The sequence below is a fragment of the Nocardia brevicatena NBRC 12119 genome, assembly GCF_000308495.1.
Lineage (GTDB): Bacteria > Actinomycetota > Actinomycetes > Mycobacteriales > Mycobacteriaceae > Nocardia > Nocardia brevicatena.
This window is the reverse complement of the sequence record NZ_BAFU01000050.1, coordinates 42,897-63,668: the sequence shown is the minus strand read 5'-3', so window position 1 is coordinate 63,668 and position 20,772 is coordinate 42,897. Positions and strand designations below refer to the sequence as shown.

Here is a 20,772-nt window from a genome sequence, read left to right as displayed (position 1 = left end):
GAACCACCGAGCTCTGGGCCGGAATCGTAACGAGAACGAGTTCTGTTGTCGCGTCGAACTATCAGGGGTGGGAGGTCCACCCCTGATATAGGGGATTCCCTACTGCCGGATCGCCGGTACAGCATCCCATTCTTGGGGTGATGGCGCCGCCGGCGCGATTCCGTGGTATCCGGCGGTCTGCCGGGCAAGAGATTGGACAGTAGTCCGTGCAGTCGACCGTTGTGTATCCCCGAATGTCGGTCCCCATCGTGGTGGTTCCCCCGCGGCAGATACCGCACCGTGAACTCGTCGATGCGGTACGCCGGGGATACGACGGCGTGTTCCCGGCCGGAAGCCCGCGGGCACGGGCCGTCGACCGGGCGATCGCCATGGCGGGCCGTCTGGCCATCGACGTACACCCCCTGCACCTGGACCCCGGCGAGGTCATGGGCATACGGGGTCTGGCGGCACGTAACGCCGCCGCGTGGGACGCCTTCCGGGCCTATGCGGTGCCCGCGGCCGAGGCGGCGCTACGCGTCGCCGGCGTGACCGCCGACGAGGTCGACGCGGTGATCCTGGAAACGTCCACACTGATCGCCATGCCCTCGCCGATCACCGAGCTGAGCAGGGCACTGTCGCTGCGGCCGGACTGCGCGGCGCTACCCGTGTTCGGCATGGGCTGCCGCGGCGGCGCGCACGCGATCACCATGGCCCACACCTGGTTGCGGGCGCACCCGCAGGACACGGTTCTCATCGTCACGGCCGATACCGCCTCGGCGCATTTCCACATCGAATCGGAACTGGAGGAGACGGCCCTGGTCGGCAGTATCGTGTCGAGCACCCTGTTCTCCGATGCCGCCGCGGCCGCCGTCGTGTCCACCGGTATCGAGGAGGGCATCGAACTGCTCGACGTCGCGCGGTACGAGGTGCCCGGCACACCGGACGCGATCGCTTGGGTCGCCACCGACGAGGGGATGCGGTTCCGGCTGACCAAGGACGCCGTGCGTTCCATCCCGACCGTCGGTCCCACCCTGCTCGGACTGCTGGCCGGACAGGGGTGGACGGGTGCGGATCTGGCCGTCTGTGCCCTGCATTCGGGGGGAAACTCCATCATCCGCGACACCCAGCAGGCGCTCGGGCTGACCGCGCACCAGGTGGCGCCCGCGTGGCTGTCGCTGACGCGCGGCAACCTCATGTCCTCGGCCGTACTGGACGCGATCGCCCTGATCGCCGGCCGGGACGAATTACGTCCGGAGCCGGGCGCACCGGTTCTGGGCGCGGGATTCGGTCCGGGTTTCGGCACCGACGCCTTCGTCGGGCGCGCCCTGCTGCCCGCACTGTGCGCCGCGCCGGCCCGCGGCGAAACACCGGAACGCCACGACGTGGCGATTGCCTGATCCCGTACACGACGGGATCGAGAGAAAGGACGGACATGTCGTCGATGTCGGGTCGACCCGACCGGATCATCACCGTGGAGGAGCACGTTCTCCCGGACTTCCTGGGCGAGTACCTGGACGGTGCCCGCGCGAATCTGGACGCGACGTATTGGGCGGAGGCCGAGCGCAAACTCCGCGATGTCGGCTATGAGCGTTTGACCGATATGGACGCCCACGGGGTGAGCATGCAGGTGCTCTCGCCGACCGCCCCGGGCATCCAGGTGGAGCCGGACCCGGCGAAGGCCACCACACTCGCGGCGCGCGCCAACGACTGGATGGCGACCGTGGTCGCCTCGGCCCCGGACCGGTTCGCCGGATTCGCCACCGTGGCGCTCCAGGACCCGTCCGCGGCGGTGCTGGAGTTGCAGCGCGCGGTCCGTGACCTGGGCATGGTGGGCGTGCTGATCAACGGTCACACCTGCGGGTCCTATCTGGACGAACCGCAGTACCGCGACTTTCTGGCCATGGTGGCCGAACTGAATGTGCCGCTGTACCTGCATCCGGCGAACTCGCCCGATGCCGCCGCGTGGACCGTCGGCCATCTGGAGCTGCGTGGCCCGCTGTTCGGCTGGGGCGTGGAAACCGCGGCGCACTTCCTGCGGCTGCTGTTCTCGGGCGTGTTCGATCGGCCGGAGACCGCCGATCTTACGGTGGTCCTCGGCCACGCCGGCGAGGGCCTGCTCGCGGCACCCTCACGGCTCGACTCGCGCTGGCTGGCCGCCAATGCCGAACGACACGGGTACCGGCTGGATCACCTCCCGTCGCACTATCTTCGGACGAACCTGTTCGTGACCACCTCGGGGGTGACGGACGCGGTTGCCTTCTGGGCCGCGGTGCAGGGATGCGGGCCCGACCGGGTGGGAATGGCACTGGACTATCCGATGGAGGAGATGGCCCCGCAGCTCGACGCGCTGCGGTCACGGTGGCGAATCGAGGCACTCGATACCGCGGCCGACGACGAATTGGTCGAGAAGGTCGCCTGGCGCAATATCGGCCGGCTGCTGGGTCTGCCCGAACCCGCCGGCGCCGACCGGCTCCGGTCCGCCGCCCACTGACGGGACAGACGGTGACCGAAACCACCGCACCCGCAGCGGGCGTCACCCCACCGGTGTCACGCCGCACCGCCTGGCTGCTGAGCGCGGCGGCACTGGCGGCGGCGGGGTTCTGCCTGCGCCCCTCTATCACCGCCATGGGCGCCGCCCTGGAATTCGTGCCGTCCGATATCGGGCCCGCGGTCCTCGGGTGGGTCGTCACGGTGCCGCTGTGGTGCTACGCGATCGGTGGATTGCTGGCCCCCCGCCCGGCGGCCCGGATGGGGGCGGCGCGCACCGTCGTCCTGGCCTTGGTGGTCATGGTCGCCGGTCAGCTCCTGCGGGTGGGCGGCGGCGCGTGGGCATTGCTCGCGGGTACCACGGTCACCGCGCTCGCCACGGCGGTGGTGTCCACCCTGCTGCCGGTGCTGGCCGGTCGTACCGGGCCGGGGGCGGCGCGGATGACCGCCGTCTACGCACCCGCCATCGGAATCGGCAGCGCGGCCGGGGCCTTCCTCACGGCGCCGGTGAGCGCGGTGAGTTCGTGGCGTTGGGGTCTGGGCCTGTGGGCGCCGGTAACCGGCCTGGCGCTGGTGCTGTGGTTGTACGCGCTCCGGCGGGCCGATCTGGCCGGCGCCGAGCGTCCGCCCGGTACCGGCGCCGCGGGGCCCCGGCCGCGGGGACCGGTGCCGTGGGGCACGGTGCTGCGCAGCCGTCTGTCCTGGTCACTGGCGGTGATGTTCGCCGCGTGGGCGGTCACCGCGTTCGCCGTCATGAGCCTGTTGCCGTCGATCTATCACGACGCCGGTATAGACCGGGCCCGGGCCGGGGTACTGCTCGGCGTCGCCGCCGCGGTGGGTATCCCGGTCGCGGTGGCGCTCCCGGGCCTGCTGCGGCGCACGCACCGAGGCCCGCTGCGGGACGGTCCCCTGTTTCTCGCCACCGCCTTGCCTGCCGCGGGTCTACTCGGCCTGTTGTGGTCGCCCGCGAACGCGGCATGGCTCTGGGCCGCCTGCGTCGGCGCCGGGCTCGGAACGCTGTCGCTGCTCTTGGCTCTTGTGCCGTTGAAGGCACCGGACCAGGGCACCGCCATCGCGCTGTCCGCCACGACACAGGGGGTGGGCTACGCCTTGGCCGGAGTGGGAGTCGCGACGCTGAGTGCCCTGCACGTGCGGACCGGCGACTGGCAGGCGGTGCTGTGGTTGTTGCTGGTGATGTGCCTGGTGCAGGTGGTGGCCGGCATGTTCGCGGTGCGCAGCGGCGTACGCGACCCGCAGACGGCTACGACCCCATGAGGGTGTTCATGATGGTGCCGGCGCTGGTGGCCACCGCCCCACCGGCCATGGCGCCCGCGATCATCTTCGGCGAGTGCAATGGACCGCCCGTCCATTTCTCCCAGGCGAGCTTGCCCCCGGCGAAGGTTACCGCGGAGACCCCGGACAGCAGCGTGAACCAGGTGAAGTAACGGGTCATCTGCGTGAGCTTGTCGGCCAGTGGGGGCGCTTCCGGGGTCGGGTTGCCCATTTGAGCCAGAACCGGGTAGCTGTCCTGTAGGGCGGTGAGAATCATGCTCATATCCGTACTCCTTCTCGGGTACCGAATGATCCTGACAACGCCCAGGCCCCCGTCGTCGCCGTTGCTGCGGCCGGCTCCGAGGACACCTGGTGAACACACCGAGTGGTATTGAACACCAATCGCTCGGATTGCGGGGGAAGACTCACCAAATAGTTTCCGAACTGCGGTGTTACGCGGCGTGTCGCGTGTCGACGGGCGCGCCGGCCGCAGAGGGCTCACGATTGGACAAGGATCCAGGTACGACCACAAATAGCCAACGGCCTCACAATCCCGGGGTACACCCGAAGGAATGGATGCGCGGCCGCGTCGACACGGCGTATATCAGCGGGCACAACTGTTTCATCGGGTCGCCGGGTGCTCTGCGGCACTTCACCACAAGCACCCGTTGAATCGGCGACATGGTCGAAGCCCACTTCTTCTCACTCATTTCGAGCACGGCCGACTCACGTTGAAGCCGGTGAAACCACCTCGGTAAGTGCGTTGTCAATACGGCAAGGGTGATTGATGTCCGGGATCATCCGAGCAATCCGGAATGACTCCGACCGCTTGACCGAGACATTGATGCGGTTCGGATAGCGCGACGCGGACTGGAAGGCATTGAAAGACCGGGAGCTTCGCGGCGTCGTCGACAATGTGGTGAGAAACGATGAATCCATGAGGTTCGTTCAATTCTCCACCCTGACGGAATATCGGGAATACAGTACGCGGAACCTGCTGATACAAAATTATCCGGCCGACGAGAAACGGGCGATATTCTGGTATACCGCTCATGGGTGAAAATCAGCCAATCACTATTACGGAGCGGACGAACCCGGAGGCCGTACGTGGACGGACGAACTGCCCGAGATCGACCGGAATATCGAGCTTCTCGACAGGGCGATGCGACCGCTCCCCGATTCGATCGTGGTCACCCACGAAGTCGACAAGGACGCTCTCCGGAAGGAGAACCGCCGACTGGACAAGCTTCCCGAAATCGTGGGCCGCGTCGAAGGTGACAAGTCGTTCATGTCCACCGACAGGCACTCCCGCACCGAACCGTCACCGTAGGTGGCGGGAAATCACCCACCCACATCGGTGCCTGCCGGAGGGCGGTGAGCGCCCAGGGAGAACCGAGTGCGGCGATATGACCTCCCGGGATGACGGTCGGCCGGCTCAGGTAGTACTGGATGCCGACCATCCAGTCGGTCCGCAGTTCACACATCCCGGCCGACGCGGGGTCGGCGTCGAGGGTCTGGCACAGGCCCTGGACCGGTCCATCCGGCCGACCGCCTACGGCGACGCGTCCCGACCCGAGTGAGGAGCCGAGCCCCCCGGATCACCCGCGTACCGCCTCCGCGATCGCGTCGAACAGGGGCCGCCACGTCAGGTTCAACTCCGCGAGGGTGCGCGAATCGTCGGTCGGGGTGGCGGCAGTGAGCAGCCAGGCGGCCTCATAGCTCAACCCGGCGCTCACCGGCAGCACCCGGGAGACGAGGTCGCCGGCCCGACCCAGTCCACGGAAAACCGCGGCGGAAACCGGGATACGCCGAATGGATTTCCCGAGAGCGGCTTCCAGCATGTCCACGATTTCGTCGAAGGTCACCAGATGGCCACCGCACAGATAGCGTTTCGGCCCCCGACCCGGTCGCATGACGGCGGCGTGCACAGCCGCCACATCGCGGACATCGATCATCTGCATCCCGCCCGGCACCCGCGGCGCCAGCCGGGTTCGGACCATCACGTCCCAGCCGGTGGCGGTGATTCCGGCGGACGCGCCGAGCGCCGGGCCCACCACACTGGACGGATAGGTGATGACCACCGGTGCGCCGGTGGCCTGCAGGGCGCGGGCGATACGGTCGGCCGTCGACTTCGTCCGGCCGTAGGCGCTGCGGCCGGGGGCGGTCGGACTGTCGGGACCGATCACCGGGTCCGGGCACGGAAACAGGGCGCTGTAGCTGGCGACATGCACAATCGGGTCCAGCCCGGCGGCGACCGCCTTGGCCAGGACCGCGCTCGTGGCATCGACATTGACCTCCCACATCAGCCGCTCGCGCCGGTTGTCGGTGCCGACCACGCCGGCCATGTGCAAGACCGCGTCGCAACCGTCGAGCAGAGCGTCCACTACCTCCGGAACCCGGATATCGCCGGCGAAGGTCTCGATGTCTCCGATCGATTCGCGCGCCGCGTCCCGAAGGGCCTCGGGCACCGAATCGTTCGGCGCGACCAGGAGGCGAACATCGTGCCCGTCCGCCAACAGCGCCGCGACGCTGTGCGCGCCCAGATAGCCGGTCCCGCCGGTGACCGCGATTCGCATACTGCTCCTTGTTCGATTGCGCCGCCTTCGGCGACGCGGGTCGAGGCCCTCGTGACCTCGGGTCTCCCCTTTCTACGCGCCGTTGCTGCGCGACGTCGCTCCGGGCGGTCCAGACCCGAGGCGGCCCCCGACCTTCTTGGTAGCGCCACAGAGAGATAGCGCTGCGAGATCCGCCACCGGCCGATGACGGGACGCGATCCGCGTCATCGGTGTCGTGGTACCAGAGGGCATCGTAAGCGGACAGAGCGGTCCGGAACACGGCTCGGCTCACTCAGCGGACACCGGTGCGCGTTCCTGTGGTCCCCACCCGGAATCGGCGAAACGGCTGCTTTGCCCGAAGACGCACGGCCGGAATGAGGTTCGGAGCCGATATCCGGTTCTTGGGGAACGTAGACGGAGACGACGACAGAAATATGTGGGGAATCGAAATGAGGATCAAGCACATCGCCGCTCCGCGGTGCTCTCCATCGGCGCGGTCCTCGGCTTCTTCCTCGGCGGGGTCGGCGCCCTGGTGACCGTTCCGAGCGGCACGGGGACCGGGGCGCTCATCGGCTATTCCACCCCCTGATCCACTCGACCGGCGTGCCCCGCGGCGGCCCGGATCGCCGGGCACGCCGGTCTCGGGACCCGTCCGACGGTCCGGCCAGGCGCATCGGGGCCCGACGAGCGAAAACAGCTCCCCTACCCCGAGCGTTCGTGATCTCTGGTCGAACGAACGAAAGAGGACGCCGGTGGTGACCACCGCCGCGCAGGCCTCCGTCGGGCTACGCTCCGAACGGGGACCGATTCTCGGGTCAGTGATGCTCGCCACCGCGCTGGTGGCAGTGGACTCCACCGTCATAGGCGCGGTCGGCACCCTGTTCATCGGGACGGGTTCGACGGTGCGGCAGATCGCGGCGACCCGTTTCCTGATCGGCCTCGGCCTGGGCCTGATCTCCACGCCGACCCTCATCGCCGCCCAGACCAGCGCCGATTGGACCGAGCGCGGCGTGGTGACCTCGGCGAATATGTTTGCCCGGTCCCTCGGCAGCGCGGTGGGAGTGGCCGTTTTCGGCGCCCTGGTCAACTCCCGCGTCGGTGATGCCGACCCCCTTCCCCCGAGCTGCCGGCCGAAGGTGTGCATCCGGTGTTCGTCGCGATGGCGGCGACCATGGTGCTCGCCGCCGCGCTCATGCCCGGCCGTACCGCGCGGACGGCCTGAACATGGCGGAGACCGAGGGTCGGATGGGTCGCTCCCCCGACCGCCCGGACGCCGAGGACGGTCTCGCGGGCTGCTGTTTCCGCTGTCGAGGACCGGGTATCTCGCCTGCGTCCGGCCCTGCCGCCAGCGGGCCGATACCAACTGAGGAAAGGGGTCTCCATGCTTCTACGTCGGCTGGCCCGCCCGCTCCTGGCGAGTGCGTTCATCGTGGACGGGGCCGAAACGCTCCGGAACCCGGAGTCCCGGGTCAAGGAGGCGTCCGCGCTGGTCCACAAGGGCGAGGAATCGCTACCGCCCGATATCGCGACGAAACTGCCGTCGAACCCGGGGGCCCTGGTGCAGGTCACGGCCGTTACCCAGATCGTGGGCGGAGCGCTGCTGGCATTGGGCAAGGCGCCGCGACTGGCAGCGCTGGCCTTGGCTGCGACGGTGGTCCCGGCGACGGTAACCGAGCAGAACTTCTGGGCCGAGAACGACCCGCAGCGCCGGGCCGCCAAGCGGACCGCCTTTCTCAAGGATATGAGTCTGCTCGGCGGGCTTATGATCGTCGCGGCCGATACCGAGGGCAAACCGTCGCTCGGCTGGCGGGGACGCCGGGCCGCCCGGGCCGCGGCCGCGACGGTGGGCGGTGCGCTTCCCCTCGGCGAGTCCGCCAAGAACGGCGCCGGGGAGACGCTGCGCGACCAGTTGCAGCAGGCCGCCGAACGCGGACGTGAACTGGCGGGCGCGGCGGCCGAGAAGGGCGCCGAACTGGCCGAGACCGCGCAGCAGCGCGGGCCGGTATGGGCCGAAGCCGTCAAGCACCGGAGTGCCGAACTGGCCGATGCGACCCGCCATCGCGGCGCGGAACTGGCGGAAATCGCCAAGAGCCGCGGCGCCGAACTGGCCGACACCGCCCAACAGCGCGGACCGGAGTGGGCCGACCGCGCCAAATACCGCAGTGCCGAAATCGCCGATATCGCCAAACACCGCGGCGCCGCCTTGGCCGAGCTCGCCCAACAGCGCAGTGCCGAAATCGCCGATATCGCCAAACACCGAGGGGCGGAACTGGCCGAGACCGCCCGCCATCGCGGCGCCGGCATCGTCGGTACCGCCCAGGAGCAGGGCCCGGAGCTGGTGAGCCGCGCCAAGTATCGCACGGCCGAGCTCGCCGACCGCGCCCGTTATCGCGGCGCCGAAATCGCAGACGCCGCCAAGGCACAGGAAGACGCCGCGCCCCGGAAACGGACGCGCGGCGTGTTGTGGTTCGGCTGACCCCTGTGCCGCGTGCGGTGGGGCGTTAGGAGGCCACGCCCCACCGCACGACCCCTACTCCTCGGTGGACAGCACGTCCACCGGTTCCGCGGCCTCGAATTCGATCACCCGCCGTACCCGGGATTCCCCGACCGGGCCGAGGTCGACGACGACCGCCCCCTCATGGTGGACGACCGATTCGACCACCGCCTCCAGCGGGTTTCCGTCGGTGCCGGCGACCCGGATACGGTCGCCGACGGCCAACGCATCCGCCCGCACCCCGCCCGCGACGGCACGCTGCGTGTAGACCCCGCAGTAGGTGCGACCGGTCATCTCCCCGAGCCCGCGCTGCGCGATGGTCCACCACACCGGCCGGGTGCTGTCACCCGCGTTGCGGCGATGCCAGTACAACACTCGGTCGCGCCGGGCCTCGGCGGCGGCCCGGCTCTCGTGGATGGATACGTGGCGCTGCACCGGCGCGCTGCGCGGCTTCGCGGTTCCCTCCGCACCGTCGACCACGAGCACCCAACTGCTGGAGGTGTCCTGGTCACGGGTGGCGCTGACCCGTTTTGCCAGCGCCTGCCCGGGTGTGGCGCCGAGCCGGTCCGCAACCTCGGCGAGGCTGTCGGCCAGTCCGAGCGCGCGCAGGAAGCCGGCCGCCGCGATCTCGGCGGTACCCAGCCGCTGCGCCAATACCGGCATCGGGGTACGCTCCCGCCACGCGGTGCGGGCCAGATGCTCGTGTTCGGTGAGCCACAGGGACGACGAACCGTGCCGGTGATGTTCCACCACTACCGACCACCAGTCCCATTCCGGATCCGCCAGGCGGTCGCGGATCCAGTCCACCCGTTCGCCGCGGCGCACCCGTTCAGCCGGGGGTATGAAATTGCGCAACGCCGCCTGTACCGCGGTGGAGGTTCGCCCGAGTTCGGCCGCGATCTCGTCCAGTCCGATACCGGCGCGCAGGTCGGCGGCGATCGCCCGGTATTCCGATTCCCGCCATGAGGTCCCGTGCTGCCGTGGCGGCAGCAGCCGTTCCTGTCCGATTGCACTCATCACAGAACCCCCGTTCCGATGTGCCGGCGAGCACCGCGGCGCCCATGGAACCGAGGCTGTGGAAACCGCCCGCCGAACTGTCCTACCAGGACAGGATACGTGGAGGGTACGACAGAAAACGGTCTCCGAAAGCGCCCCGAGAGGGGCCGGGAACGCTGTGTCCGGCGACCTTTTCACGCGCTCCCGGTCCCTCGGCGAGCGATCGATCACCGTACTGTGATCGATCGCAACTAACCCCGCGTGCGGATTCGCGCTCGTCCAGCGGGCCGCAAACCTCCCCGTAGCCTATTCGTCACTCGCTACCGTGATCCGGCAGTCTCACCACCCGGGGGTTGAAGGAGATCGGCATGAGCGTTGGCAGTGCTATCCGGACGAAACTGACCGTGTCCGGACAACCGGTGCCGGCACCACTCCAGGACGTCAGGAAACTGTCCCGCCGCATGGTCGGCCATTCGTCGAGAACAGGCTGCCGTGCGGCACACTGCCGGGCGATGCCATCCACGGAGATATCGTCACCATCACCCGGATCTGTCCGGAGCTCGCGGTCAGCATGCTCGACGGCCAGGACATCCCGGAGAAGACGCGGCGTCTGGAGAACGTCGCCGCGGGGTGGGCGCGCGAGGGCCTCCCTATCGACACCATTCACCACGCGGTGCACGAGGGTTTCAAACCGGGGCGCTGGACCTGGGATGTCGAACGCGACGGTCACCGACTACTCCAGCCTGGTGGACGCCGCCGAACTGGTGGTGGAGATGCTGGACAAGACGTCGGTCTGCATTTCCATGGCCTATGTCCGGGAACTGCGTTCGGTGGTGAGCGAACACCACACCGCGGTGCGCACCCTCGCCTCCGCGCTGTTGGGCGGGCACAGCAACAGCTGTCGACGGCACCGTGCGCCCAGGGGCGACGACGGTGAACCCCGCAGTTCCAGACCGTTTTTCACACCCTCGTGAAGCGCGTGGTGGACAACCTCCAGTGGTATCTCCTCCCGCGCCCAGCGAGTCGCGGCATTCTCCAGCCGCGCCAATACCCTCCTATCCGACGGATCGGAATCGTCCAGCAGTGCCGGCGCCAATCCGAGGCCGATCCGCAGGGCCGTCCCGAAGTCGATGCCACCGTGGGTGGGATCGGGTTCGTCCAACGAGAACAGAGACCGGGTACCCAGCGGTTCAACCGGTTCCGGGAGCTCTGGCAACCGCGGGGAGTCTCCCGTACCGGGGTCGTGCGACCCGCCCGCGTTTATGCGCACTCCCCTCACCGGCGACGATCCCCTGTGGACGAACGTATAGTTCCGCGGCGGAATACTCGTTCGCATCGCTCGTACTTCGGCACATATCGGAATGGAAGCGACAAAAAATTGTGAACCGTCCTATTCACACCTATCCGCGGCCGTGAGCGCACCCCACCGGCCCCGGGGCGTGCGTCCGTGCGCGCGCTCGAGGGCAGGCGAGCGCCCGACCGTATCCGTTAGGGTGCGGCGGTGGATACAGCCGAATTGATCGACCGCAGCACGTCCATCGCGGATCGACTCACGACAACGCAGGCGGCGCCACCGTCCTGGCTGGTGTTCGCCGCCGCCGCGGCGGCGCTGGTACTGGTCGGGTACCGGCCGCTGTGGCGACTGACCCGCAATGTGGTGACCATCGCGCACGAGGGCGGCCACGCTCTGATGGCCCTGCTCACCGGGCGCCGCCTCAATGCCATCACCCTGCATTCGGATACCTCCGGGCTCACCGTCTCCAGCGGTAGGCCCTATGGGCCGGGCATGATCCTCACCGCGTTCGCGGGCTATCCGGCGCCGCCGCTGGTGGGGCTCGGGTTCGCCGCGCTGCTGGGCGCCGGCCGAATCACGCTCATGCTGTGGATCGCCATCGCCGCGCTGGCCGCTATGCTGATCATGATCCGCAATGTCTACGGGGTGGTCTCGGTGCTCGGCACCGGCGCGCTCGTCTTCGGCGTCTCCTGGTTCGGTTCCGACACCCTGCAGGCGGGATTCGCCTATCTGGCCACCTGGCTGCTGCTGTTCGCGGGCTGCCGGCCGGTCCTCGAACTGCAGCGCACCCGCCGGCGGATGCGCGACGGCACCACCGACGCCGACCAACTGGCCCGGTTGACCCGGCTGCCGGCACTGCTGTGGGTACTGATCTTCGGCGCCGTCGCGGTGGCAGCGCTCGTGGCGGGGGCGAGCCTGCTGCTCTCGGCCACCGCGGGAATCTGTCTGCCGATCCCGAACGGCGCCGACTGCCCCGCGAGCTGATTTCCCGTACACCGAAGGCGGATCCGGAGCTACACCGCGTACGGCCGACAGCGGAGGCGGAAGTTATGTCCGGCCGACGCTCTCGGCGGCGACGAGTTCCTTCTTCCAGACCCGGAACCCTTCCTCGGTGCGTCCGCGGCGCCAATAGCCGGAGATCGAGGCGAACTCGGCCGGTACCCCGCGTTCCTTCCGGATATAGGGCCGCAGATTGTGCATTACCGTCTGCGCCTCACCGTGGATGAACACTCCGACCTGGCCGGGCAACCAGGCGGCATTGCGCACGACCGCGATGAGCGGCGCACTGTCACCGGTCCGGTCCTCGCCCACCTCGTGCGCGGCCCCGCCGCGATGCACCCAGGTCACTTCCACCAGAGCCTTGGTGGTGAGCGCGAGTTCGTCGGCGGCGTCGGCGACCTCGATGAACACCTTCGCAGGCGCGCCCTCGGGCAGGGCCTCCAGGGCCGCGGCGATGGCCGGCAGCGCCGATTCGTCGCCGGCGAGCAGATGCCAATCGGCGTCCACGCGCGGAGCGTAGGCACCCCCGGGACCGTACATGTCGATCCGCTCCCCCGGCTGCACCGAGACCGCCCAGGGTCCGGCGATGCCCTCGTCACCGTGTACCACGATATCGATGGCGACCTCGCGGGCCGCGGTATCCACCGAACGGACCGTATAGGTGCGCATGATCTCGCCCGCGGGCCGGTCGAACAGCAGCTTCACGTATGCGTCGGTGAATTCGTTCGGGGTGAAGTCGTCGAACCCGGGATCTCCGAGAACCACCCGGACGATATGCGGGCCGACCCGCTCGGTCCGGATCACGGTCATGGTGGTGCGCTTCCTGGCCATCCGGCCTCCTCCCTGGATTTAGGTATGCCTAACTCAACGTACCAGCCGTATTCGGCCAGGTGGTAGCACTCGCCCCAGGCTCTGCGAAACATAAGGTGAGGGCCCAGATTTGGGCTAATCTCTCAGCAAGCTCTCAGGGAGGGGTCCGCTATGACCGCAGCGACCGTCATTCGTCCACTGGCGCCGAGCGAACAGATCTACGCCTTCGGCGAAGTCTTCGTCGGATATTGCGTCCGGGTATCCGGGCGGCTGGATATCACCGCGCTGACCACCGCGTTCGACGCTCTGGTGGCCGCGCATCCGACCCTCGCCGCGCAACTGGTGCCGGATCGCGTTCTCGGACACGCGCTGGTGGCCGCCGGACCGCCCGAGACCGAACTCACTGTGGCGGAGGGGGATCCAGAACTGCTGCTCACCGGCGCCGATCCCGACCAACGACGGTCGCTGTGCACGGTGTGCGTGGTCCGCGGCATGGATACCACGAGTGTGACCTTGCTGATCCACCACAGTATCGCCGACGCCATCCACGCGCTGGCGCTGTTCGAACAGCTGTGGGCCGGTTACGGTGTGGCGGCGGCGGGCGGGATGCCGCGACCACCGGCAGCGCCTTTCCCCACTCCGGTGGAGGAACTGCTGCGCGCCCGTGGAGTTCGCAAGCTTCCCACCCCCGACCCCGTCATCGCCCCGCCGGAACGGGACGGAGAGCCGCCGTGCGCCGTGGGGCCGTATCCCCGCCTCGTCACCTCGCGCTGCCTGCTGAGCCGGGAGGCGACCGCGGCCCTGGTGGATTTCGGGCACCGCACGGGTGTGACCATCCACGGCCTGGTGTCCGCGGCACTGCTGCTCACCGAGGCGGAGGCGAGACACCTTCCGGTACACGACCTGACATGTTCGTATTCGGTGGACCTGCGCCGACGGGTGCATCCACCGATCGGCCGGATGGAGGGCACGAACGTCCTCGGGTTCACCGGCTACGGGCCCGCCGCCGATACCGAACCGACCCTGGCCGGCCTGGCCCGCGGAATCTGCGACGCGCTCCGCGAGGGGCTCGCGTCCGGATTCATCCAGCAGACTCCGCTCCAACTCCCCGAGACGACCGCCGCCCCGGCGCCGGGCAGGACCGGCGCGGTCATGACCACGAACTGGGGCCGTATACCACCGTTTCCGGTGCCGCCGGGCCTGCGGTTCACCGACTTCCGATCCACCATGATCGCCAAGCCCGATCCCACCGGACGTCGCCGACAACAGCCGGGTGGCGGAACCAGCATCATCAGCACCTACCATGGCAGGCTGAGTATCGAAATCCACCATCCACCGGAGTTCACCCCGGTGCAGTTGCCCCGAATAGCCCGCCTCGACGCGCTACTGGGACATTTCCGGCCCGATGGGCTCAGATCCCCTGCGGGGAGGCGAGTTCGAGAACGGTGATGTCCGACGGCGCCGCCACCCGGACCGGCGGTCCCCACGCGCCCGCGCCGCGGCTGACGTAGAGCTGAGTGGCACCATAGTGCTCCAACCCCGCCAGTGTCGGATTCGCCAGGGCAGCAATGAAATTACCGGGCCACAGCTGCCCGCCGTGTGTGTGCCCGGACAGTTGCAGGTCCACTTCGTGATCGACGGCGTCGTGCACCAGGCGGGGCTGATGTGCCAGCAGCACACAGGCTCGGCTCGTATCGCGGCCGGCCAGCGCCGCCGTGAAATCCGGTCCGCGGCCGAGCTTCTCGCCTTCGATATCGTCCACCCCGGCGAGGTCGAAATCGGGGAGCTCGACCCGACTGTTCAGCAGGACACGCATCCCCAGCTCGTCGGCGATATACGCCATCCAAGCATCGGCATCGGAGTAGTACTCGTGGTTGCCCGGCACCGCGAAGATGCCCAGTCGGGCGCGCAGACCGGCCAGCGGAGCCACCTCGTCGCGCAGATCGGCCACCGTACCGTCGGTCAGGTCCCCGACAACGGCAATGAGATCGGGGGCGGTGTCGTTGACGGCACGCACCACCATCTCACAGAACTCACCGCCCAGCACCGGGCCCAGGTGCAGGTCGCTGACCAGGGTGATGCGGAACCTGTGTGCGGTGGCGGGCAGTTTCGTCAACGGCACGGTGACCCGCCGCACCAGCGGGCCGTTCAGGACACCGCGTGTTCCCAAGCCGACCGTCGCCACCGCGGCCGCCACCGTCGCACCAGCGGCCAACCGGGAGACGAACATCCGCCGGGATATCCCCGTCCACTCATCCGACCGGGGCACGTTCGACGACGGCTGTCCACCGTCGATCTCGTCCGACTGCTCCCCGGCCCCCACCGTCCCGGCGGGCGCGTGAGCCGCCGAGGAATCCGATGCTTCGCTCATGGGATCACCGGCCGCCACCGCCACACCGGCCGGTTCCACCGTGGGCGCCGGTACGGTCGTCCCCCTCCCGGCGGCGGGAACGGGAGTCACGGCGCCCGGTGCGGCGGCTGCCGGCGCAGACGGCGAGGCGGCCGCCGCCACGGTGTCCGCGTCACGACGCGACAACGAGCGCAACAACAGTGGCCGGACCACCTCGCCGATCAGTACACCGATGAGCAGGTACAGGAATACCGCCGTCCACAGCAGTCCCGGCCACATCAGGAATCGGATCGCTCCCCAGGACGCCCCGGCCAACATCAGCCCCAGCGCGGTGGTCATGAGCACGGCGCCCAAGGTCAGGAGTGCACCGCCGAACCACCGACCGAAGGTCCGGGGCAGCATGGTGTCCCGGACGAGTCGCCGCCACAGGTACCAGTGCAGCACTGCGACCACCACCGGTGGAACGATCCCTGCGAGTACGGAAACCATGGCCACGGTGGAACTGCCTCTTCCTGACTTACTGCACCTGTGGCTGCTGAATCTACCGTTACGGCGCGTCACCCGATACGCCCGCCGGGCCGTGCCGTGATCGACCCATATCGGATGGGGTCTCCAGCTGTTGGTTGATATGTAGATAAATATCAGTGTTCACTAGGTATCGTCTGTAGGCGAAGCTTTCGGAGTGGGCGCGGCGGAACGGTATCCACTACCAGACCGCGTGGGAATGGCACGGCGGGCAAGATGCCCGTACCGGTCACCAAACTCCCTCGGGGAATTGGCTGGTCGACGAACCCGCGCTTGACCGGGACGGTCGCGCAGTCGCCTACTGCCGCGTTTCGTCGGCGGATCAGAAGACCGGCCGACGGGTGGTGATCACCCATACCGACGAGATCCTCGACTATTTCGGCAAATGCGCGTCGTGCGGCTATCCGGCGCATGCGTCGGCCATCACACGCGTCTACGACAACGGAGACACAGAGTGTCCGGTGACCGCCACCTGCGCCCTGCCGTGCGGCTGGTCGGATCGGGTGGTTCCCGTCACCATGACGGAGCGCTCGGTCCGTTCTCGCTGAACTCGGCGATATCCTCGGCAAAGATCTGGTCCCACCGCGTCGCCATCCGTTTGGGCGGGCACACGCGGAATGGCGGGTTGTCCTGCCCCGGTCCCATAGGCCCCCGGAATCCGGAGCGGATGCCGACATCGTGCTCGGCCCGGCGAGAAGCGGCTCACACCGTGCCGGGACCGGCCGTATCGGGGAGCCGGGGATGCGGCACGATGGTCGGTATGGAACTGCGTATCTTCACCGAACCGCAGCAAGGCGCCGACTACGATACGCTGCTCCGGGTGGCCAAAGTCACCGAAGACCTGGGTTTCGGTGCTTTCTTCCGCTCCGATCACTACCTGAGCATGGGCGATGCGGACGGACTGCCCGGCCCCACCGACGCCTGGACAACCCTGGCCGGCCTGGCCCGGGAAACCAGCCGGATCCGGCTCGGCACCCTGGTCACTGCCGCCACCTTCCGTCTGCCGGGGCCGCTGGCCATTCAGGTGGCGCAGGTGGACCAGATGTCCGGCGGGCGGGTCGAGCTCGGGTTGGGTACCGGATGGTTCGCCGATGAGCACACCGCATACGGAATCCCGTTCCCGGACGACAGGTTCGGCCGCTTCGAGGAACAGCTGGCCATCATCACCGGACTGTGGGAAACGAAACTCGGCGATACCTTCGACTTCGCCGGTAAATACTACCGGCTGAGCGACTCGCCCGCGCTGCCGAAACCGGTGCAGCAATCGATCCCGGTGCTCATCGGCGGTCTGGGGGCGCGCCGCACCCCGCGACTGGCGGCCCGCTACGCGAGCGAGTTCAACATTCCGTTCGCATCGATCGAGGACAGCGCCGCCCAGTTCGAGCGGGTTCGCACGGCCGCGGCGGAACAGGGCCGCGAGCCGGGCAACCTGGTCTATTCCAACGCGCTGGTGGCATGTGTGGGCTCGACCGACGCCGAGGTCGCACGGCGCGCCGCCGCCATCGGCCGAGAGGTCGACGAACTGCGCTCCAACGGGCTCGCGGGCTCCCCGGACGAGGTGGTCGACAAGATCGGCCGGTACCGGGAGGCCGGCTCCGAGCGAATCTACCTGCAGATCCTCGACCTGTCCGATCTCGCGCACCTGGAGCTCGTCGCCGAACGGGTCATGCCGCAACTGTAACCCGCCGACGGGCGTGGCCGGCTGCCCGTCAGACGCCGCCCACACCGTCGAGCAGATGCTCGAGGGTGTCGTAGGCGGGAATGTCGACGATGTCGTACACCTCGCGAGAGACCGGCACATCGTGTTCGGAGACGACCTCGGCGAACCGGGCGGTATCGCCGGTGCGGAACCCGTGTTCGGCGGCCAGTGCCTGCAGCGTCCCATCGGCGGACAACAGGCTGCCGACCTGCTCACCTTCCGGGTTCAGCGGTACGAGGGTGTGCCGGGAATGCACCGTCGGCGACGGATACAGCAGCACCATATCCGGCATGATCCGGCCCTGAACCGTCGCCGCCACGTATTGGGCCTCGTAGATCCAGGCCATCGGCGTAGCACCCATACCGACGGTGAGGTACTCCTCGAACGGTCCCTGGCTGGAGCCCTCGGTGTACCCCTGGGCGAGGAACAGCCGCCGCAGCATCGGCAGCACATGCTGTTCGGCGGCGGGCCCACGCACCACCGCGTTCCCGTTGAGCACGTAGCTCGCCATCGCCACATACATGGCCGCCGAGTTGGAGGTCCGCGCGTCTGTGGTGGAGATCAGGATGTCCTTGCGTACCGGATAGGCGGTGTTGCCCTCCAGGTCCGTCCATCGGGCGCCTCGAGCCACCATATCGAGGTAGGCTCCGATATCCAGGGTCGGCACCGGACCGTCGTGTCGCACCGCGTCGGCGCGGTTGAGCAGGTCCACGATGGGCCCGAAGGTGGCGATCGCCATCGGCGAATAGAACGGCGAGTACTGGATGCCGACGCCTACCTTCTGCTTCAGCCGTTGCGCGGCGGGCAGGCTGGAGGGAAAGGCGAAGGCGAAACGGTTCAGGTCGAGGGAGGTGGAGATCTCCCGCGAGCCGGCGGGCAGGACCTCCACCCGCAGGCCATGGCTCTCGAATACGTCCACCACGCGCGGATCGGTGAAGAAATCGACCTTCTCCGAGCCCACCACACCCGATACCAAGGTCGGCGGGGTTGTCGCCGAGGCGAAGGGGGCGGGAGCCGGGTTGGACTCGGGTCGGGTGGCGGCCCAGACCGCCGCGCCCGCCGCGACCACACCCACCCCGGCCAGAGTGAGCACACCGCGTCGGTCGCTCACCATTGTCCGCAAGTTGTCCGGCAGGTTACGGGCGGGCGAATTCTTCTCGACATTTCCGTTATTGTTATCCGAATAAACCTCGGCGGCGGCGAGTTCAATCGCCTCGTCGGCTGATTCCACGGTGTCTTCGAAATTTTCGGAATAGTCGTTCGGCGCCAGTTCGCGGCGGACGATGCGCTCCACGAGAATGGGAACGAAATCACGAACCGGCATGCCTTCGAAGCGCTTGTGCACGTCGTGGACGACGGTGCCCACACGGTCGGCCGAGTAGATCTCCGTATAGTCCTTCACCAGGCGATTTTCCAGTTCACGAATCGCCTTCTCTTCGCGGACGGTATCGAGTTCCACCTATTACTCCTCGGCGCCGGACATACTCTTTCGGAACGGCTCGGGCCGAACCACAAACGACAACCTTACCGCCCCAAGGGATTCCGGTGCTCCCAGCTCTGGACGGTGGAACCAATTCCGGTCCAGAATTCATGTCGCATTTCCCTGGTGCGCGGTTTCCTCCAGCACGGCCATGGCGGCGTTGTGCCCGCCGATTCCGCTGACCCCGCCGCCGCGCACCGCGCCGGCCCCGCACAGGAACACATTGCGCAGCCCCGTGGCCACGCCCCAACGGGAGGCCGAATCATGGGCGGTGTCCGACCGGTACGGGAACGACAGGTCCCCGTGGAAGATATGACCCCCGGGAAGTCCGATTTCGCGTTCCAGATCGAGGGGTGTCCTTGCCTCCAAACAGGGCCGCCCCTCGGCGTCCACGGCGAGGCAGTCACGGATGGGCTCGGCCAGGGCGGCGTCCAGCTGCGCGAGGACGGCATCGACCGCCGATTCACGCGCCGAATCCGGGTTATCCTCGAAAAGCCTTGCGGGAGTGTGTAATCCGAACAGAGTCAGGGTGTGAACCGCATCCGTTCGGGGTCCGAGGATACTGGGATCGGTGAGCGTATGGCAGTAGATCTCCGACGGCGGAGCCGTGGGGAGCCGCCCACTCGCCGCTTCCCGGTACGACTGTTCCAGCCGATCATAGGATTCGGCGATGTGGAAGGTGCCGGCGAAGGCTTCCCGTGGGTCGACGGCGGTGTCCCGCAGCCGCGGCAGCCTGCGCAGCACCATATTGATCTTCAGTTGCGCGCCTTCGGGTTTCGGGATGTTCGCCGACCCGAGGAGCCGGGCCAGTTCAGCAGGCGAGGCATTCACCAGGACGTATCGCGCGCCCACCACGCCCGTGGTGAACCGCACCTCCGCGGTGCGGCCGTCGGTGTCGAGCCTGGTGACCGCGCAGTCGGTGACCAGCTCCGCCCCGACGGCCCGCGCCGCGTCGACCAAGGCGTCGCGAAGCGCGCCCATCCCGCCCACCGGGACATCCCAGTCGCCGGTACCGCCGCCGATCACGTGATAGAGGAAACAGCGGTTCTGTGCCAGCGACGGATCGTGGGCGTGGGTGAACGTCCCGATCAGAGCGTCGGTGAAGACGACACCTCGCACGATATCGTCGGCGAAATACCCCTCCAGGGTTTCGCCGAGCGGGCGTTCGAACAGCGCGTCCCAGCTCGTCGCGCCCACCAGGTCCCGGAGTTCGCCGCGGGTGGGCAGTGGTTCGGTCAGGGTCGGGAACACCTTTCGCGCGACCTCGCCGGTCATCGCGTAGAACCGCCGCCACGCCTCGTATTCGGTGTCCGAGCCGGTGACGCGGGCGAAGCTCGCCCGCGTCCGCTCGGGCGACCCGTTGTTGACGAGCAGACCACCGTCACCCACCGGCGTATACGAGGAAATCCGTCGCCGGCGCGTAGCGAACCGCAGCCCCAACTCCCGCACGATCCGGGCGGGGAGCAGGCTCACCAGGTACGAGTAGCGCGACAGCCGCACATCCACCCCGGCGAACACCCGCTCCGACACCACCGCTCCCCCGAGTTCGCCGGTCCGTTCGAGTACCAGCACCGATTTCCCGGCCCCGGCCAGATAGGCGGCGGCCACCAGGCCGTTGTGTCCACCGCCCACGATCACCACGTCGTATTGGGAGCGCGTCACCATCGGTCATCGATATCACAAGAGACGCCGTCCCCCAGGAATCCACCTGTCCGGCCGGAGCGTCCGACACCGACCATCCCACCGCGCCGACCCGTCCACAACGCCGCGCACGGACGCAGCGGGAACAGCGGCACGGCGCGGTGATGACCGAGGTCCGCAGAGCAGAGACC

At 68.2% G+C, this 20,772-nt stretch carries 21 protein-coding genes; 13 read left to right on the top strand and 8 right to left on the bottom strand.

Features of this window, described 5'->3' with window-relative positions:
* The first annotated feature begins 233 nt into the window (after positions 1–233).
* Genes ON20_RS11180 through ON20_RS11170 form a run of 3 tightly spaced genes read left to right on the top strand, consistent with a single transcriptional unit; the run spans position 234 to position 3,741 of the window.
* A complete protein-coding gene (locus tag ON20_RS11180; RefSeq protein ID WP_040835073.1) occupies positions 234–1,376 on the top strand; it encodes a beta-ketoacyl-[acyl-carrier-protein] synthase family protein in 1,143 nt (380 codons plus the stop codon).
* A 35-nt stretch (positions 1,377–1,411) separates the two neighbouring features.
* Positions 1,412–2,470, top strand: a complete 1,059-nt coding sequence (locus ON20_RS11175) for an amidohydrolase family protein (RefSeq protein ID WP_051162188.1) — start codon at positions 1,412–1,414, stop codon at positions 2,468–2,470.
* An 11-nt stretch (positions 2,471–2,481) separates the two neighbouring features.
* The gene (locus ON20_RS11170) at positions 2,482–3,741 is read left to right on the top strand and encodes an MFS transporter (protein WP_040835072.1); all 1,260 of its coding nucleotides are present in this window, start codon (positions 2,482–2,484) and stop codon (positions 3,739–3,741) included.
* On the opposite strand, the gene ON20_RS11165 is transcribed toward ON20_RS11170, so the two are convergent.
* Positions 3,728–4,021 (bottom strand): hypothetical protein, encoded by a 294-nt coding sequence (locus ON20_RS11165; RefSeq protein WP_040835071.1) that lies wholly within the window; start codon positions 4,019–4,021, stop codon positions 3,728–3,730. The two genes, ON20_RS11170 and ON20_RS11165, sit on opposite strands and share 14 nt — an antisense overlap.
* Before the next feature lie 903 nt (positions 4,022–4,924).
* Here ON20_RS11165 and ON20_RS36290 point away from each other — a divergent pair.
* Both ON20_RS36290 and ON20_RS40245 read left to right on the top strand, forming a co-directional pair.
* Positions 4,925–5,068 carry a hypothetical protein gene (locus ON20_RS36290; protein WP_157228798.1) on the top strand — a complete coding sequence of 48 codons (144 nt, stop codon included), beginning with the start codon at positions 4,925–4,927 and terminating at the stop codon, positions 5,066–5,068.
* A gap of 76 nt (positions 5,069–5,144) precedes the next feature.
* The gene (locus ON20_RS40245; protein ID WP_157228797.1) at positions 5,145–5,318 is read left to right on the top strand and encodes a hypothetical protein; all 174 of its coding nucleotides are present in this window, start codon (positions 5,145–5,147) and stop codon (positions 5,316–5,318) included.
* Positions 5,319–5,336: 18 nt separating this feature from the next.
* Here ON20_RS40245 and ON20_RS11155 read toward each other — a convergent pair whose 3' ends face one another.
* Complete coding sequence (locus ON20_RS11155; protein ID WP_040835069.1) at positions 5,337–6,314, bottom strand: NAD-dependent epimerase/dehydratase family protein; 978 nt, start codon at positions 6,312–6,314, stop codon at positions 5,337–5,339.
* A gap of 415 nt (positions 6,315–6,729) precedes the next feature.
* Here ON20_RS11155 and ON20_RS36280 point away from each other — a divergent pair, with 415 nt between their 5' ends.
* From ON20_RS36280 to ON20_RS11145, 3 genes are all read left to right on the top strand, one after another.
* A complete protein-coding gene (locus ON20_RS36280; RefSeq protein WP_157228796.1) occupies positions 6,730–6,882 on the top strand; it encodes a hypothetical protein in 153 nt (50 codons plus the stop codon).
* A gap of 166 nt (positions 6,883–7,048) precedes the next feature.
* Positions 7,049–7,660: an MFS transporter gene (locus ON20_RS40970; protein WP_438803402.1), complete on the top strand. Its 612-nt coding sequence runs from the start codon at positions 7,049–7,051 to the stop codon at positions 7,658–7,660.
* Between the two features lie 14 nt (positions 7,661–7,674).
* Positions 7,675–8,769, top strand: a complete 1,095-nt coding sequence (locus ON20_RS11145; RefSeq protein ID WP_040835067.1) for a DoxX family protein — start codon at positions 7,675–7,677, stop codon at positions 8,767–8,769.
* A 54-nt stretch (positions 8,770–8,823) separates the two neighbouring features.
* Here the strand turns inward: ON20_RS11145 and ON20_RS11140 are convergent, their stop codons facing one another.
* Together ON20_RS11140 and ON20_RS38740 are read right to left on the bottom strand one after the other, a co-directional pair.
* The gene (locus ON20_RS11140) at positions 8,824–9,804 is read right to left on the bottom strand and encodes a hypothetical protein (protein WP_040835066.1); all 981 of its coding nucleotides are present in this window, start codon (positions 9,802–9,804) and stop codon (positions 8,824–8,826) included.
* Positions 9,805–10,096: 292 nt separating this feature from the next.
* Positions 10,097–10,513, bottom strand: a complete 417-nt coding sequence (locus ON20_RS38740; protein WP_245547175.1) for a hypothetical protein — start codon at positions 10,511–10,513, stop codon at positions 10,097–10,099.
* Between ON20_RS38740 and ON20_RS38735 the strand changes: the two genes are divergently transcribed.
* Positions 10,494–10,757, top strand: a complete 264-nt coding sequence (locus ON20_RS38735) for a hypothetical protein (RefSeq protein ID WP_245547174.1) — start codon at positions 10,494–10,496, stop codon at positions 10,755–10,757. The two genes, ON20_RS38740 and ON20_RS38735, sit on opposite strands and share 20 nt — an antisense overlap.
* 527 nt (positions 10,758–11,284) lie before the next feature.
* Complete coding sequence (locus tag ON20_RS11130) at positions 11,285–12,061, top strand: M50 family metallopeptidase (protein ID WP_051162186.1); 777 nt, start codon at positions 11,285–11,287, stop codon at positions 12,059–12,061.
* 63 nt (positions 12,062–12,124) lie between these two features.
* On the opposite strand, the gene ON20_RS11125 is transcribed toward ON20_RS11130, so the two are convergent.
* Positions 12,125–12,907 (bottom strand): siderophore-interacting protein, encoded by a 783-nt coding sequence (locus ON20_RS11125; RefSeq protein ID WP_040835065.1) that lies wholly within the window; start codon positions 12,905–12,907, stop codon positions 12,125–12,127.
* A gap of 150 nt (positions 12,908–13,057) precedes the next feature.
* On the opposite strand from ON20_RS11125, the gene ON20_RS11120 reads away from it, so the two are divergent.
* Entirely contained in the window at positions 13,058–14,335 is a 1,278-nt protein-coding gene (locus tag ON20_RS11120; RefSeq protein WP_040835064.1) for a phthiocerol/phthiodiolone dimycocerosyl transferase family protein, read from the top strand.
* On the opposite strand, the gene ON20_RS11115 is transcribed toward ON20_RS11120, so the two are convergent.
* A complete protein-coding gene (locus tag ON20_RS11115; protein WP_245547173.1) occupies positions 14,298–15,692 on the bottom strand; it encodes a metallophosphoesterase in 1,395 nt (464 codons plus the stop codon). The genes ON20_RS11120 and ON20_RS11115 overlap by 38 nt on opposite strands.
* 410 nt (positions 15,693–16,102) lie before the next feature.
* Between ON20_RS11115 and ON20_RS11110 the strand changes: the two genes are divergently transcribed.
* Positions 16,103–16,309: a hypothetical protein gene (locus tag ON20_RS11110; RefSeq protein ID WP_040835062.1), complete on the top strand. Its 207-nt coding sequence runs from the start codon at positions 16,103–16,105 to the stop codon at positions 16,307–16,309.
* A 212-nt stretch (positions 16,310–16,521) separates the two neighbouring features.
* Positions 16,522–17,442, top strand: a complete 921-nt coding sequence (locus ON20_RS11105; RefSeq protein WP_040835129.1) for an LLM class F420-dependent oxidoreductase — start codon at positions 16,522–16,524, stop codon at positions 17,440–17,442.
* Between the two features lie 28 nt (positions 17,443–17,470).
* Here ON20_RS11105 and ON20_RS11100 read toward each other — a convergent pair whose 3' ends face one another.
* Both ON20_RS11100 and ON20_RS11095 read right to left on the bottom strand, forming a co-directional pair.
* Complete coding sequence (locus ON20_RS11100; RefSeq protein ID WP_086008965.1) at positions 17,471–18,919, bottom strand: three-helix bundle dimerization domain-containing protein; 1,449 nt, start codon at positions 18,917–18,919, stop codon at positions 17,471–17,473.
* Positions 18,920–19,048: 129 nt separating this feature from the next.
* On the bottom strand, positions 19,049–20,605 hold the full coding sequence (locus tag ON20_RS11095) for a phytoene desaturase family protein (protein ID WP_040835061.1): 1,557 nt from the start codon (positions 20,603–20,605) through the stop codon (positions 19,049–19,051).
* Between the last annotated feature and the right edge of the window lie 167 nt (positions 20,606–20,772).

Excerpts from the sequence above, each read along its gene's own strand:
- ON20_RS11140 (WP_040835066.1), bottom strand. The coding sequence starts at position 9,804 with ATGAGTGCAATCGGACAGGAACGGCTGCTGCCGCCACGGCAGCACGGG.
- ON20_RS11155 (WP_040835069.1), bottom strand. The coding sequence starts at position 6,314 with ATGCGAATCGCGGTCACCGGCGGGACCGGCTATCTGGGCGCGCACAGC.
- ON20_RS11095 (WP_040835061.1), bottom strand. The coding sequence starts at position 20,605 with ATGGTGACGCGCTCCCAATACGACGTGGTGATCGTGGGCGGTGGACAC.
- ON20_RS11180 (WP_040835073.1), top strand. The coding sequence starts at position 234 with ATGTCGGTCCCCATCGTGGTGGTTCCCCCGCGGCAGATACCGCACCGT.
- ON20_RS11165 (WP_040835071.1), bottom strand. The coding sequence starts at position 4,021 with ATGAGCATGATTCTCACCGCCCTACAGGACAGCTACCCGGTTCTGGCT.
- ON20_RS11145 (WP_040835067.1), top strand. The coding sequence starts at position 7,675 with ATGCTTCTACGTCGGCTGGCCCGCCCGCTCCTGGCGAGTGCGTTCATC.
- ON20_RS11105 (WP_040835129.1), top strand. The coding sequence starts at position 16,522 with ATGGAACTGCGTATCTTCACCGAACCGCAGCAAGGCGCCGACTACGAT.
- ON20_RS11125 (WP_040835065.1), bottom strand. The coding sequence starts at position 12,907 with ATGGCCAGGAAGCGCACCACCATGACCGTGATCCGGACCGAGCGGGTC.
- ON20_RS11120 (WP_040835064.1), top strand. The coding sequence starts at position 13,058 with ATGACCGCAGCGACCGTCATTCGTCCACTGGCGCCGAGCGAACAGATC.
- ON20_RS38735 (WP_245547174.1), top strand. The coding sequence starts at position 10,494 with ATGTCGAACGCGACGGTCACCGACTACTCCAGCCTGGTGGACGCCGCC.
- ON20_RS40245 (WP_157228797.1), top strand. The coding sequence starts at position 5,145 with ATGACCTCCCGGGATGACGGTCGGCCGGCTCAGGTAGTACTGGATGCC.
- ON20_RS11175 (WP_051162188.1), top strand. The coding sequence starts at position 1,412 with ATGTCGTCGATGTCGGGTCGACCCGACCGGATCATCACCGTGGAGGAG.